We start from the raw sequence: 14,448 nt of genomic DNA on the forward strand, positions 1-14,448 counted from the left end.
GGTTATTTTTGATATTTTTGCAGAGGGGCTGGTACATAGTTTTCCATAGGCAATGAACCGTAATTCAAGCCTAATTTGGACATTTGTAAATTTTGAATACGCTTATCCACAAACAATAAAGATTGCTCACGGATCAAGAAGGTATAAGGTTGATCCTCATACATAATTCTTTCGGCTTGCTGCCATAAAGCCATACGCTTTGCTTCATCCACAGTGTGGCGTGCTTCATCAATTAATTTATCCAGCTCAGGATTAATATAAGAAATGAAATTGCTCCCCTCGTCTTTGATTTGTGAGCTGTGGAACATTTGATAAATATCAGTCTCAATGCCGCTCGACCAACCCATCGTAATGGAATCAAAATCCCGCTTCTTTAAAGCTTCCTGCATCACCGGAAACTCTTGGGGCGAAGGCTCTAATTTAATTCCCGCACGTGCATAAATGTCCTTCAGGAAGAGCACCGTGCGCTCGCGGCCTTTATTTCCCTGAAAATAAATCATTTTGAATTCAAACGGCTTACCATCTTTATCCTCTAAAATACCATCGCCATTTTTATCCGCAAAACCTGCTTCCTTCAGTAGTGCTTGCGCCTTTTCGAGATTAAATACCCAAGGTTTTAGACTAGGATCATGCTGCTTAGAGCGCGGATTGAAAGGACTAATCGCCTGTTCGGCATGATCCAAATAAATATCTTTTACAATCCGCTGCATATCAGTTAGATAACTCATTGCTTGGCGTACACGCTTATCTGCAAAACGGGTTGGCTTCCCATCCTTCTCCTGATTCCAAGCAATATAGCCATACGGTACGACTGGTGGCATATACTCAAAACTTTGGCTTTTACCAATGAGTTGCTGATCAACTTTCAGCTTGGCATATTCAGATGGCGCGGCCTCATAACTATCAATTTCGCCATTACGATAAGTGGTCAAGCGTGCACTTTCGTTCTGAATCACCTTCCAGAGCATGCGATTAAATGGAGGCTGGACATCACCCCAATAGCGTTCATTCCGCACCAACTCCACACTGCCTTGATCGGGTGTCCAAGTTTTTGCATCCGCTAAACGATAAGGGCCACTGCCGAGTAATAAGCCTTTGGATTGATTAAACTCTTGTGGTTTTTTCATATACGGCTCATAAAAATGCGCGGGCATGATGGCTAGACCACCGGCTAAACCAAACGATTGGAAATAAGGCTCTTTGAATTTGAAGACAACTTCGTAGTCGCCCTTGGCCTCCACGGAAGTAATTTGCCCATAGACCGAGCGCTCTGCGGGCGCTGCAATGGCTTCATTCATAATGAAGTTGTAGGTGAAGACGACATCCTTAGCCGTTAGCGGCACGCCATCAGAAAAGGTCACATCATCGCGCATTTGGAAAGTAATGGTTAACCCATCAGGGCTAATTTGCCAAGACTTAGCAATTAAGCCCTCCCACTCCATCGTGTCGGGATTGCGATTCACCAAGCTTTCTTGCACATAATATTGGACTTGCGAGGCGTAAGCATCCGTTGAAACTAAGGGCGTTAGAGTTTTGAGACTTGTTTCTAGGGCACTAACTCCCCAATCGCCTTGTGCATAATCAGGCTTTTGAGTCGCAGCATAAGCACGCTGAAAAGCCGCTCCTACGCCTGCTGTGGCAGTCTGAGCGGCTGGAGTAGCTGGGTTCGCTACAGCAGAAAGATTCACTTGCCCCGAACCAACCGCCGTTCGCAAGCTGCGCATATCCTGCGCTTGCTGTGTGAGAGCCGATTCCATTTGTGCCAATTTCGTCCATTGACGATCCACTTGGTACATGACTAATAGAAGTAAGGCGATCAGAAGGATCAAGATAGAATAGAGAAGCCAGTCGCGGGTGATGAATCTTTTTTGCATGTTCTTCTGTATACTTGCGCGATTAATTCAATCAAGCATAACACCAACCCAAGCTAGCTTGCATCTATGCAACTGATTCTTGGATTAAAAGTGTGTTCGAGTTTTTAAGGAGTCACTATGGGTTTTCTCGCCGGCAAACGCGCCCTTATCACTGGCATCGCAAGCAATCGTTCTATTGCCTATGGGATTGCTCAGGCCATGCATCGTGAAGGTGCTGAGTTAGCATTAACTTATCAAAACGATAAACTAAAACCTCGGGTTGAGAAATTCGCGGAAGAGTTTGGCTCCTCCATCGTGCTCCCTTGTGACGTAGGTTCTGACAGCGAGATTGAGAACACGTTCAAACAATTAGCCGAACATTGGGATGGCTTCGATATTCTAGTCCACGCCATTGCTTTCGCACCGAAAGAACAACTCGAAGGCAGCATTGTTGATAACACCACCCGCGAAGGCTCACAAATCGCCCATGACATTAGCGCCTATAGCTTTTTAGCCATGGCTAAATATGCCCGCCCCCTGATGACAGGTCGGAATAGTTCCATGCTGACTTTAAGTTATTTGGGTGCGATTGCTGCAATCCCGAACTACAACGTGATGGGGATGGCAAAAGCGAGCTTAGAAGCAGGCGTGCGCTTTATGGCGGCTGATCTTGGCCCTTCTGGAATTCGCGTGAATGCGATTTCTGCAGGCCCGATTCGTACTTTAGCGGCTTCTGGGATTACCGGCTTCCGCAAAATGCTCGATCATTTTGAGCAACATGCGCCACTGCGCCGTAATGTTACCATCGAAGAAGTTGGCAATGCGGCTGCTTTCCTCTGTTCTGATTTAGCTTCAGGGATCACCGGCGAAATCACTTATGTGGATGGTGGTTGGAATATCTTGGGTATGTCGGGAATGCCGACCGAATAAGTGTCAGCATTCATCTGATATGAACATATTCACGGTATAATCGGCGAATATGTTCAATGCCCAATCACAGGTGAAGCATGAAGTTCTGTCCACAATGTGGCTCAGCCTTACGCAAAAAACAAATTGATGAACTTGAGCGACTGGCCTGTAAGCGAGCTTGCGGCTATGTGCATTGGGATAATCCGGTTCCGGTGGTAGCCGCTTTAGTGCATTGTAATGGCAAGTTTATCTTAGCGCGCAATTACAAATGGCCTGAAGGTACTTTCTCTTTAATCGCAGGCTTTTTAGAAGCCTTTGAATCCCCTGAACCGGCTATTTTGCGCGAAACGCAAGAAGAGTTGGGCTTAACGGGACAGAGTGCAACCTTTATTGGGCATTATACCTTCCCACAGCGCAACCAAATCATTATGGCTTATTTAGTAGAAGCCACTGGCGAGCTAAACCTGAATAAACAAGAACTGTTAGAAGCAGTTGAACTTAGCGCTGAAGAATTAAAAGCCTTCGATTTTGGTAACTTGCGGCTTGGGCCTTTAGTGGTAGAAGCGCTCTTTTCTAAACATTTATAAACGACTTATTCATGACTATTGAAACTAATAACGATAATAAAACTACGCCTAAATACAGTCGTCGCCACCAGCTCGAACAGATTCTGCCGCGCCTTTCGCGTGAACATCTGGAGCATTTCCTGTTAGAAACCGCACTCCGCGATATTGAGCTGCGCGAAACTTTGCTGATTCATTTCGGCGAATACCTGAATACTAGCGATCCTGAAGAAGCTAAATATCGCGAAACCCTACAGCGCATGATTACCCGCCACCAAAATCAAACGGGATTCATCAATCTGGAAAGCGCCCAAAAACTTTCGGACATGCTAGAGTCGCTACTGGAATCTGCGCGTCAAGCCACCACACCCCCCAGCAAAACGATTGATCTGTGTATGGCGATGATTAGCATCATGCCAACTTTAGGTGATCACATGGATGATTCCGAAGGGCATATTTATCGACTGATGCGCATTACTTGTGTGGTGTTGTGGGAATGCTTTAGTGTGCTACCGCCTGAAAATCAAGCCGTCGTATTCAATCGTCTATTAAGTGAATACGCTAACCCTATTTATCTCGACTTAGATTTAGACAGTTTTATGCTTGCGCTGTTGAAAGACTTGGCTAAATCTAACCGCGAATGGCAAAAAGCTTGCCTGCATCAGCAAGATCAACTGCTGAAAGCAGTTAAAGACGATAAATGGCGGAAGAATTATCTGCTAGAGCAGTTGAATGATTTGTTGGGAACTTGGCATAAGAAGTAGTCATGATTTAACTTCACTAATGTGCACCTCTCAACTCTTCAGCAACTACAAATAAAACACTATGTTCTTTAACCAAAAAGCCCACCCCTTAAAGCTAACTTTTAAAAACCTACGACTTGGAGTTTTCCAAATCCCGATTCACAACTCGCTGGTAAATCTCCAAGACTGGTAAACTCAGCCCAATCGACTCAAACACAACTTCATCACCTAGATAATAATAAGAAGGTTGCCAGTTTTGACTACGGCGCAATACTTCGATCTCAACAAAGTCCTGCTCAATTAAGACATACTCCATGAGGCTTGGCAGTTGCAAATATTCTAAGCGTTTAATTTCTTTATCAGCTTTGCGAGTGCTATGTGACATAACCTCGACTAAGAGCATCGGATTAGCAACTAATAACTCGTTTTCTGTTTGAGTTTGGCAACTCACCATCACATCAGGATAACGATAACGGGTTAAACTCGTCTGTAACAACATATCGCTGCTAAAAACATCACAGGGTCTTCCAAGCAAATGATTGCCGAACAAGCGTACTAGATTACTGGTGATTCGATTGTGATTCATACTCGCCCCAGCCATAGCGTAAACTTGTCCGTCGACGTACTCATGGCGAAGGTTCTGAGCTGATTCCTTGTGTAGATAATCTGCAACAGAAACAAAACTGACTTGTTGGGCTAAGGACATAGCCGGTACTCCGTGACTGTGTAGCTCCCCATAAGCTTACAACATCTAGCTTAGACAGAAATAAAAAAACCAGCCGAAGCTGGTTTCTTCAAATAGGTGCAGTGAATTTTAATGGGCTACTAGCTCTGAATCAGCTAAAGATTTCGGTAAAAAGCGGAGCGCTACCATCCCACACAGGAATAAAGCCAAGGCTAAACCCACTCCCCCTAAGCCTAACATCCATTCCCAAATACTGGGTGCATAAGCATGGATTTCACCATCAAAGAAACTGCTTTGCACTTCAGCATTCGGGAATAACTCCAGCGGATAAACTTGCCCACCCACAATCAGCACATACAACTGCACAAAACCGCCAATAATCACCAAGATTGAAGCTAATAGTAGTGACCAATGGTTATTTTTTAGCGCACGACAGAAGATTAGGGACAGAGGAATTAAACCACCGACTAGTACCTGCCCGACCCAAAATAGCAGAGTGTAAATGCCACCATCTAACAGAATAAACTGCTCTACTCCCTGCCGCTGAGCTATATAAAGCGCAGTTAAATGCCGAGCTAATTCTAAAAACATCGCAGCAGCCACAAAGATAGCGAGTAGATAACGCAAACGATTCAGTACTACATCCCCTAATTCACGCTTATCTAAACGATAAGTGAAAAATAATAAGATAATAAATACGGCTAAGCCCAAGGCAAAAGACAAGGCAATAAATAGGGGTGCCAGTACCGCGCTATTATAATAAGCACGGGAAACTAAAAAGCCAAAGATCGAGCCAGTACCTAAAGTAAGAATCAAGCGCCAGCTAAACGCAAAAAAGCCTGCATAAGGATAAAAGGCTTTCAGTTTTCGATCCTGCATCGTCCAAATATACAAAATACATAAAGCTAAAAAGCCATTATACAGAATAATATTCCACGCAAAAATCGACTTAAAATTGTAATAAGTCATTGCAATGATTAAGCGATCTGCATGACCTAAATCTAAAACAAGAATCGCTAAACCACCAATTAATAAAGAAATCGCTAATAAGGCGGATAAGCGCCCCAAAGGTTGGTAAATCGTTTTGCTGAATACAGTGCCAATGGAGGCAATATTCAAAGCGCCCGACGCTGCCACAATCAGGAAAATCGCAAACACATGCGGCAAGCCCCAGACAATTTGATTATTCATTCCCGTGACGTAGTGGCCTTCGTGTTCCAAATGGAAGAAGCTAATTGCCCCCAAGCCTGCAATGGCGAAGCAGATACTGAGAAGGATATAGTAGGCTTTGCTGGCGCGGAGTTCGCTATAAACGATGGTTTTGCTGCTCATGACTAACTCCTCACAGACCTAAGTAGCGCACGCCAGTATTGAGACCTAAATCAGCGCGAATTTGTGAGCCACCCAAAGCTTTCATAGCCTGACTAATCCGGCTATTGGGATCATTCAAATCACCAAAAATCACTGCATTGGGTGCAGCCTCGACACAGGCTGGTAATTGCCCTTTATCGATGCGATGCACACATAGATTGCAAGACTCCACCGTCCCTATACCACGCGGTGAATGAGGCTGTTGATCGGTAAGATTTTCATGCACGAAACTGCGCGCTTTATACGGGCAAGCCATCATGCAATAGCGGCAGCCAATACAAATATGCTTATTCACTTGCACAATGCCATCCGCACGCTTCATTGACGCACCCGTTGGACAAACATCTACACAGGGCGGCTCGGCGCAATGCTGGCACATGACCGGTAAGGTGAAACTGTGTTTAGTGAGCTTGTCGGTAACCTTAACAGTACGCATCCATTGCGCTTGTTGCTCAGGGCGAGCTTTCGGATCATTACCCCAACCGTGTTCGCGTTTGCAGGCTTCCACCATCGACGCACCGCCATCGGTTAAGCGATTAATGTCGATTAACATGCCCCAGCGTACCTTGTTGGAAACGGGCTGATCCACCGGCTTAGCAGGGACATCATTAGCTTGGACACTGCGCAAAATCACACCAGACGCTAAACCACCGGCTGCTATACCACTCAGCGCAGCCATAAATTTGCGTCGATACGCATTGATCTGACTCATTGCGTAACTCCTTGGTTTTGGCTATTGCCCAGCCATAATAAATCGCTCGCATTGGGCTGCGTGCCCTTAGCAGAAAGATGATAGGTATTTGAGCTGAGCTTGTGCTGATAATTAATCGTTCCAGCCACTTGCGGACGATCCGCATGGCATTGAAAACAGTCCAATTTCACCCCCACATAAGTGTGGCAGCTCGCACAAAAATGATCTTTCTTTTCATCCGCATAATGCACGGCCGAACCATCTTCCCGCGTGGGCGCAATATGGCAGTTAATACATTCATTCAAACTGTGCTTGGTGGTACGAATCCCTTCAATCACGGTTTTATCGCGATGGACCAGCAAATACTGCATATGATTTTTGCGCATCTCTGCGGTCGGCTCGACACATTGCGCCGCCTTCGCTTTTGCGGGGGCAAGATTTGATTTTGGCACACCCGCATCGCAGCCTACTAGTGCTATAGCAAATAGCGCCAGCACGAGCAGTGATTTCCTATGGCTGAGCAGGGGCATGTTTTATTCACCCATACCCATTTCAATATAGCCGGTTGGGCACACGTCCGCGCAAATATGGCAGCCAATGCAACGCGCATAATCAGTTGCCACATAACGCCCTAAGGTCGCTTGCTTTTTCGGCACGCGATATACCGCATCTTGTGGGCAGAAAATCACGCAGTTATCGCACTCGAAGCACATGCCACAACTCATGCAACGCTTAGCTTCAGCAATGACTTCGGCTTCGGTTAAAGCATTCATGCGCTCGGTAAAATGCCCCAAGACCTCTTCTGAAGTGGGTACATCTTCCGTGCGGGTGTGACGCGCTTCTTCTTTAAAATGCCCTAAGAACAATTCTTTGGATTGCACAATCGTGCTCTTGGAACGATCTTCATAATTGTGCACTGCATACTTCAGATCCGAAGTACCGCGCAAATCTTCTGCTTTAGTCGCTTCAAAGCTACTCGGCTCTAAACCCGCCTCTTGCAATTTGCGCATTAAATCAAAGTGATGCTTATCCACTTTTGGACGCTTTTGAATTTCTTGGGCATTCAAATATTGGTCAATGGTTTGAGCCGCAATCGCAGCTTGACCAATCGCCGTGGTCAATAAATGCGGACGCACAATATCACCTGCCGCAAAATGCCCTGCTTTGTTCGGGACTTGATAGAGCGCATTATGATTTATCAAGTTTTTGCCATTATTCCACGTTTCTAAGCCGTCAAAACGACCATACTGGCCGATAGCAGAAACAATTAAATCCGCTTCAATAATGGTTTCTTTGCCGCCCTCTTTCGCTTGTGGAAAGTTACCTTTCATCACGCACTCAACCACTTTTAAGCCAATTGCCCGACCGTCTGCGCCAAACACGATTTCTTTCGGCATGACTTGGGTGAGGATAGTCACACCTTCTTTCAGCGCGTCTTGAACTTCGTGCTTGGCAGCCGTCATCTGATCCAGTGCAAACAAAGTGGTCAAAGTCACCGTCGCGGGCACTTTCTCACCCACTTCGCCATGCACTAATTTGCCAGTGGCGGCCTCTTCCGGTTTTTCAGTGTAGTTGGCTAAAGTACCAATGCGGCGCGACACCGACACCACGTCAATAGAGGTATCACCGCCACCAACGCAAACAATACGTGGTGCAGTATATTTCATCGTACCTAAGTTGAAGACTTGCAGAAAATCAACAGCGGTGACACAGTTGGGCGTTTCGGCAAATTTCTCCACGAATAAATCGCGCCCTGTCCAACAACCCATCGCCCATAACACAGCATCATAATCTTGTTCTAATTGCTCAACCGCTACATCCTTGCCGACGGTGGTATTGCAGCGCACGTCAATAGCGCCCAAATCCAAAATACGCTGAATCTCCGCACCCAGCTTGTCGCGTGGCACACGATAACCCGGAATACCGTAGCGGAACATGCCTCCCAACTCGGGCAAGCTTTCGAAAATCGTGGAAGCATGACCTAAACGGCGCAATTGATAAGCAGCGGATAAACCGGCTGGGCCACCACCAATGATTGCAACTTTTTTACCTGACAGCGCAGGGGCTACATCAAATTTGAAACCCTGCTCAATGGCAGTGTCACCAATGTACTGCTCAACCGCATTAATCCCCACGAAATCATCCACATCATTACGATTGCAACCCGTTTGGCAAGGTGCAGGACAAACCCGTCCCATCATGGCAGGGAAAGGATTGGCTGCGGTAGCACGACGGAAGGCATATTCTTGCATACTCATGCCAACCGGTGGTTTTTCAATACCACGCACGATTTGTAACCAGCCGCGAATATCTTCACCGGAAGGGCAAGAGCCTTGGCAGGGCGGGGTTTTATGCACATAAGTCGGGCATTTGTGCGAAGTATCCGCCACGAAAATCTGGTCGTGCATACTATCCCATTCGTGCTCGCCGTCCTTAAAACGCCGGAAAGTATGCCCTTGTAATTTTGGGTCATGCGCTGCTGTTGACATATCATTCTCCTCTCAGAAAGCTTGGCACACCAATCAGGATCAAATCGGTATAAATCTGGTTTAGGAAGCGGCTTAGGCGTCGTCGTTATCATCTTCATCATCGTCGTCATCTTCATCAGGACGCGCTTGCACCGAAACTTGACGCTGCAAGACCAGCGCCTTGCTCACCAATTGGTGCACGCTAACGATCTGATCCATCTTAAAGCCGTAATACGGAATCACTTTGGTGAACTGCGACTTACAAATCGCGCAAATCGCCGCCATATGCGTCACCCCCTGCTGCTCAGTCACATACTTGAGCGCCTCCATACGCGGTTGTGCACCCTTAATGCGTAATTCCATTAAATCGTCAGTGAGCAAACCGCCACCACCGCCACAGCAATAAGTAGCGTCGTGAATGGTATCGGCTGGCATATCCACAAAGTGATTACAGACCGCTTTGATGACATTACGCGGATATTCAAACTGCCCGCCCGGCTTATCACCCATCCGTGAGCCACGAGCCACATTGCAGGAATCGTGGAAGGTCAGCACCTTGTCGTCATTCTGGGTCTTATCAATCGTCAGCTTGCCGTCTTGAATCAAACCCCAAGTCACTTCCAGAATGTGCTGCGGCACCGGATATTTCGGATCAAGAAAATCGAAAGGCCCTGCGAGGGTATTCAAGAAACTGTAGGCCACCCGCCACGCATGCCCGCACTCACCGAAGACAATGCGCTTTACTTTGAGCTTGATGGCGGCTTCACGAATCCGCAGTGCAATGCGACGCATATTCTCGTAAGAGCCAATGAACAGGCCGAAATTCGCACCTTCGGACGCATACGAACTCAGCGTCCAACTAATACCGGCTTCGTGGAAAACTTTGGCATAGCCCATTAAGCCATCGACGTGTGGCTCGGCGAAGAAGTCAGCGGAAGGCGTTACCAATAAGACTTCAGCGCCTTCCTCATCCAATGGGAAGCGCACTTTTATACCCGTATCGGCTTCGACGTCTTCTTCTAAACCTTCTAAAGTGTCGGCCAGCGCGGGCTGCGGCAAACCTAAGTTATTGCCAACTTTGAACACCTTACCGATGATTTCATTGTTATATTTGGAACCACGCCCAATATGATCGAGAATTTCGCGCGCGGCCATCGACACTTCAGCAGTATCAATTCCATACGGGCAATACACCGAGCAGCGCCGACATTGGGAGCATTGGTGATAATAGTTATACCAATCGTCGATCACCTCCTCAGTCAAATCCACCGCGCCGACTAATTTGGGGAAATGTTTACCCGCAAAGGTGAAATAGCGCCGATAGACTTTGCGCATTAAATCTTGACGCGCTACTGGCATATTCTTCGGGTCTTGCGTACCGAGGTAATAATGGCATTTGTCGGTGCATGCACCACACTTGACACAAATATCCAAATACAATTGCAGCGAACGATAGCGATGGCGCAAATCATCCAGCTTGGCCAAGGCGCGCTCTTTCCAATCAGGCACTAATTCAAATTTGCCCTGCTCGTCGGCTTGGAAATCACTTGGAAAATGCAGCGCCTTTTGAAAATCGGGCTTAGCAATGTAGGGGCCTTTACCTGCCATTGCATCTGGCTTGATTGTTGGAATCTCAACATAGCCTTCGCCATTCAGCTTTGGAACGTCGTAATCAGCCATTTTTCACCTCGTCCAAATAGGTTTTCTGCTGTTGCTCCAGCTCTAACGCCCATTGAGAAATGTGGCGCTTTTCGCGTGGATTATCGACTTGATTACGCGTGGGGCTGAGGAAAACACCAGGGGCGTGCATTAATTTACTGATCGGGAATACCAGCATCAAAATCGCCACTAATAATAAATGCAGCAGCAAAATCGGCGAGGCGGGCAAGGGGTGAAAATCAAAGGTCATTAAGCCACGGAAAAAGCCTTTTACCATCACAATATCGGTAGACGCGACAAAGCTCATTAGTATCCCACTCAAGCCAATCGCAATTAATAAGGCCAGCATTAAGAAATCAGACGGTGCGGAAATATAGCGCACCCGATCCACTAGAATGCGCCGCGCTAATAAACCGGCTAGGCCAAATACCATCGCGAAACTGGCATATTTACCGAAAGGCTGGATAAAGCTTAAAAACGCACCGACTTCCATGAAATAGCGTGTATGGCGTAATAGCACCAGCCACAAGGCCATATGGAAGATAAAGGCAAAAAGCCAAGTATATTTATTGGCGCGGAATAAACTTTGGAAAAATACCACTTCACGGAACATGCGCCATACCACGCCGCTTTGGGTAATCGGGGCGGGTGTGGTGGGGATTTTTAAGGGCACAGGAATTTGTAGGTAGAAGTAAATCCGGCGGCCTACTCCGCCTACGAGTACCAGTGTCGCCGCCCAAAATAGCAGGCCGTAGAGAATACTCACAAAGGTCACAACTGACTCCTACAAACAAAACCTCAGCGCAACCCTAGCAAGCTAGGGTCGGGCAGATAGCTCTAGGCAACTAGAGCACTTTAATTTTAAAGAATATGGATTAGACGCAGCCGGTTGGCTTTGGTAGACCAGCATATTTGCACGCTTGCTTACCCGGACCATAAGGGAACAAGCTGTAGAGGTATTTGGAATTGCCTTTATCCGCCCCCAGACGCTTACCCACGGCTTTAGTTAAGACGCGTACCGCTGGAGCGATTTGATACTCTTCATAATACTCACGCAGGAAATTAATAATTTCCCAATGCTCGTCATTCAGTGCCACTGGCGTTTCTTCAGCCAAAGCCATTGCGGTCGCGACTTCTGGTGTCCAATCATTCAGGTTTTCTAAGTAACCTTCTTCATCCGTTGCGATGGTTTTTCCGCCAATTTCCAGAGCCATTCACGGCCTCCTGTTTAATAAAGTTAAAAGTTATAGCCAGCTTTGAGTTTTTTCGTTCGCGACGGTCAAATCCACAAAACCTGCATAATCTACCACTTGAATGCCTTCCAGCACTCGCTCAGCCTTTACACCGCGTGCCGCTAGATCGGGGCTTAAGGCATAAATCTTTACCGCATTACCATTGATGGCTTGCTGCAGCTCAGTCACGATACTAGAGCCACTCACCGCACCAATCACCGCATCTTCAATTAATAACACGCTATCGCCCGCTAACGCATGAGCTAAGCAACTTTTCAGCGCATTTCGCTCAAACGGCGATTTATTCACAATATGCAACATGCTCATCACTCACCCCTAGAAGCTCAACGTGACATCTTGTTCAGCCATAATTTGCGACATTTCTGCCCGCGAAATCACCTGAACCGAAGGCTTTTCAGCATACTCATCGTTTTCATCTTCGTAAACGATGGGCATTAAATCCTCTTCCGTTAAGCCGCGCTCCACTAAGGATTCGCGCTCCACATACAGTTGGGTAATGCCATAATCGCCCAAGGCATTGTATGTCGGTGAGAAGTTTTTCATGCCCGCCGCTTTTGGGTTTTGACCTTTAGCAATTTGATATACACCATCATCTAAAAAGGCAAGGCTCACTTCTTGCTCAAAGGCCGCAGCAATTAACACCACCTCTAAAGACTCCAGCGCATACACCGTGCCATAAGGGGCTTTGCGGTTCAAATATAGGAATTTCTTCGCCATGTTTTAATCCCCAAACACGATGGTACGATCCGACTCAATCCCACCTTCGATCAATTGACCCAAGCCAGAGATCCGAAAACCGGCTGCAATATTATCGGCGCTTAAACCTTGGCGCTTGGCTTCAGACGCATCCATTAAGCCGCGACGTTGGGCTGCTGCAATACAAATCACTAAATCCAAGCCGTGCTTTTCCGCCAACTCTGACCATTCTTTTTGCAACATCCGATCATCTTTGGGCGGAACCGCCAGGCGTGTGCCATTGTTCACGCCATCGTGATAAAAGAATACCCGAAAAATGGTATGCCCTTTCGCCAAAGCAGCGCGCACAAATTGCAGCGCGGTATCAGAGGACTGATGCTGATAAGGGCCTTCATTGACCATAATGGTGTATTTCATGTCCTTCCTCGTTATCGGCTTTAGAAGCGGATATGGGTTGAAGAATTCAAGTTAGTCCGTGCGCCACGCCAGTTATCAATATGATATTTGGTGAAGGGCAAACCAGTTACTTCAAAGAAACGTGGCCAGCCAATACGCTCGACCCACTCATTGATCCGCTCCCAATCGCGCGCACCTTCTTTATAACACTGCAAAATCTTTTTCACGATGGCGGTCGCTTCCGGCCAACGCGGTGGATTATTCGGAATCCCAGCCGCCACTAAACGTTGGAAGGTCGGTTTACTGCGTGCATTGGAGTGCTTACCACCAATCCAAATCGCCAGTTGCGTGTATTGATGATCATTAATTTGCATTGGTGGGCAAGGTGGATAACAAGCACCACAGCAAATACATTTCTTCTCATCCACTTCGAGTGATGGCTTACCATCCACCATCGCAGGGCGAATCGCTGCCACCGGACAACGCGCTACCACTGAGGGGCGCTCGCAGATATTGCCCACCAGATTATGATTAATCTTCGGTGGCTTAACGTGCTGGACATTAATCGCGATGTCACCTTGACCGCCGCAGTTAATCTGGCAACAAGAAGTAGTCATATGCACGCGATTCGGCATATTCCAACCTTTGAACTCATCGACCAACTCGTCCATCATTGCCTTCACGACACCTGAAGCATCTGTTCCCGGAATATCACAGTGTAACCAGCCTTGGGTATGCGACAAAGTCGCCACAGAATTTCGAGTACCACCCACAGGGAAACCCGCATCTTCTAAGGCTTTCACCAACGGCTCGACTTTCGCACCATCCGCGACCATATATTCAATATTGGAACGAATCGTAAAGCGCACATAGCCTTCGCCATAGTGATCGCCAATATCCATCAGTTTACGTAGCGTAAACACATCCAGAATACGTTGTGTTCCCGCACGTACTGTCCAGACTTTCTCACCACTGCGTGCGACATGGACCAATACACCGGGACGTGGATCTTCGTGATATAACCATTGACCGTAGTTGCGACGCATCACAGGATGCATATACTGGAAACCATCGGGGCATCCAGACTCAATCGGTTCGCGCATTTCGGCTGCCATTCAAATTCTCCAAAAAATCTTTAACAGTAGTACTGAAACCCCTCCC

The 14,448-nt window shown here is 47.0% G+C and carries 16 protein-coding genes; 3 read left to right on the top strand and 13 right to left on the bottom strand.

Annotated elements, in window-relative coordinates:
* Window positions 1–2: 2 nt before the first annotated feature.
* Window positions 3–1,874 carry a peptide-binding protein gene (locus tag Q0230_RS05110; RefSeq protein ID WP_298608739.1) on the bottom strand — a complete coding sequence of 624 codons (1,872 nt, stop codon included), beginning with the start codon at window positions 1,872–1,874 and terminating at the stop codon, window positions 3–5.
* 117 nt (window positions 1,875–1,991) lie between these two features.
* Between Q0230_RS05110 and Q0230_RS05115 the strand changes: the two genes are divergently transcribed.
* The 3 genes from Q0230_RS05115 (at window position 1,992) to Q0230_RS05125 (ending at window position 4,089) form a co-directional block, all read left to right on the top strand.
* Complete coding sequence (locus tag Q0230_RS05115; RefSeq protein ID WP_298608740.1) at window positions 1,992–2,783, top strand: enoyl-ACP reductase; 792 nt, start codon at window positions 1,992–1,994, stop codon at window positions 2,781–2,783.
* Between the two features lie 77 nt (window positions 2,784–2,860).
* Window positions 2,861–3,349 (top strand): NUDIX hydrolase, encoded by a 489-nt coding sequence (locus Q0230_RS05120; protein ID WP_298608741.1) that lies wholly within the window; start codon window positions 2,861–2,863, stop codon window positions 3,347–3,349.
* Between the two features lie 11 nt (window positions 3,350–3,360).
* Window positions 3,361–4,089, top strand: coding sequence for a hypothetical protein (locus Q0230_RS05125; protein ID WP_298608742.1), 729 nt, complete (start codon window positions 3,361–3,363; stop codon window positions 4,087–4,089).
* Window positions 4,090–4,198: 109 nt separating this feature from the next.
* Here the strand turns inward: Q0230_RS05125 and Q0230_RS05130 are convergent, their stop codons facing one another.
* The 12 genes from Q0230_RS05130 to dsrB form a co-directional block, all read right to left on the bottom strand.
* On the bottom strand, window positions 4,199–4,774 hold the full coding sequence (locus tag Q0230_RS05130; RefSeq protein WP_298608743.1) for a Uma2 family endonuclease: 576 nt from the start codon (window positions 4,772–4,774) through the stop codon (window positions 4,199–4,201).
* Window positions 4,775–4,882: 108 nt separating this feature from the next.
* Window positions 4,883–6,085, bottom strand: coding sequence for an NrfD/PsrC family molybdoenzyme membrane anchor subunit (nrfD, locus tag Q0230_RS05135; RefSeq protein ID WP_298608744.1), 1,203 nt, complete (start codon window positions 6,083–6,085; stop codon window positions 4,883–4,885).
* A 10-nt stretch (window positions 6,086–6,095) separates the two neighbouring features.
* Entirely contained in the window at window positions 6,096–6,836 is a 741-nt protein-coding gene (dsrO, locus tag Q0230_RS05140) for a sulfate reduction electron transfer complex DsrMKJOP subunit DsrO (RefSeq protein ID WP_298608745.1), read from the bottom strand.
* Window positions 6,833–7,345: a hypothetical protein gene (locus Q0230_RS05145; protein ID WP_298608746.1), complete on the bottom strand. Its 513-nt coding sequence runs from the start codon at window positions 7,343–7,345 to the stop codon at window positions 6,833–6,835. Before Q0230_RS05145 ends, dsrO begins: the two co-directional genes overlap by 4 nt.
* Window positions 7,346–7,348: 3 nt before the next feature.
* Window positions 7,349–9,304, bottom strand: a complete 1,956-nt coding sequence (locus Q0230_RS05150) for an NAD(P)-binding protein (RefSeq protein WP_298608747.1) — start codon at window positions 9,302–9,304, stop codon at window positions 7,349–7,351.
* Window positions 9,305–9,376: 72 nt separating this feature from the next.
* A complete protein-coding gene (gene dsrK / locus Q0230_RS05155; protein WP_298608748.1) occupies window positions 9,377–10,963 on the bottom strand; it encodes a sulfate reduction electron transfer complex DsrMKJOP subunit DsrK in 1,587 nt (528 codons plus the stop codon).
* Complete coding sequence (locus Q0230_RS05160) at window positions 10,956–11,717, bottom strand: respiratory nitrate reductase subunit gamma (RefSeq protein WP_298608749.1); 762 nt, start codon at window positions 11,715–11,717, stop codon at window positions 10,956–10,958. The genes dsrK and Q0230_RS05160 overlap by 8 nt, the downstream gene beginning before the upstream one ends.
* 100 nt (window positions 11,718–11,817) lie before the next feature.
* Window positions 11,818–12,156 (bottom strand): TusE/DsrC/DsvC family sulfur relay protein, encoded by a 339-nt coding sequence (locus Q0230_RS05165; protein WP_298608750.1) that lies wholly within the window; start codon window positions 12,154–12,156, stop codon window positions 11,818–11,820.
* 30 nt (window positions 12,157–12,186) lie between these two features.
* Window positions 12,187–12,501, bottom strand: coding sequence for a sulfurtransferase complex subunit TusB (tusB, locus tag Q0230_RS05170; protein WP_298608751.1), 315 nt, complete (start codon window positions 12,499–12,501; stop codon window positions 12,187–12,189).
* A gap of 9 nt (window positions 12,502–12,510) precedes the next feature.
* Window positions 12,511–12,912: a sulfurtransferase complex subunit TusC gene (tusC, locus tag Q0230_RS05175; protein WP_298608752.1), complete on the bottom strand. Its 402-nt coding sequence runs from the start codon at window positions 12,910–12,912 to the stop codon at window positions 12,511–12,513.
* Between the two features lie 3 nt (window positions 12,913–12,915).
* Window positions 12,916–13,308, bottom strand: coding sequence for a sulfurtransferase complex subunit TusD (gene tusD / locus Q0230_RS05180; RefSeq protein WP_298608753.1), 393 nt, complete (start codon window positions 13,306–13,308; stop codon window positions 12,916–12,918).
* Window positions 13,309–13,328: 20 nt separating this feature from the next.
* Window positions 13,329–14,402: a dissimilatory-type sulfite reductase subunit beta gene (gene dsrB, locus Q0230_RS05185; RefSeq protein WP_298608754.1), complete on the bottom strand. Its 1,074-nt coding sequence runs from the start codon at window positions 14,400–14,402 to the stop codon at window positions 13,329–13,331.
* Between the last annotated feature and the right edge of the window lie 46 nt (window positions 14,403–14,448).

It is taken from the genome of uncultured Thiothrix sp., from assembly GCF_937876535.1.
Taxonomy (GTDB): Bacteria; Pseudomonadota; Gammaproteobacteria; order Thiotrichales; family Thiotrichaceae; genus Thiolinea.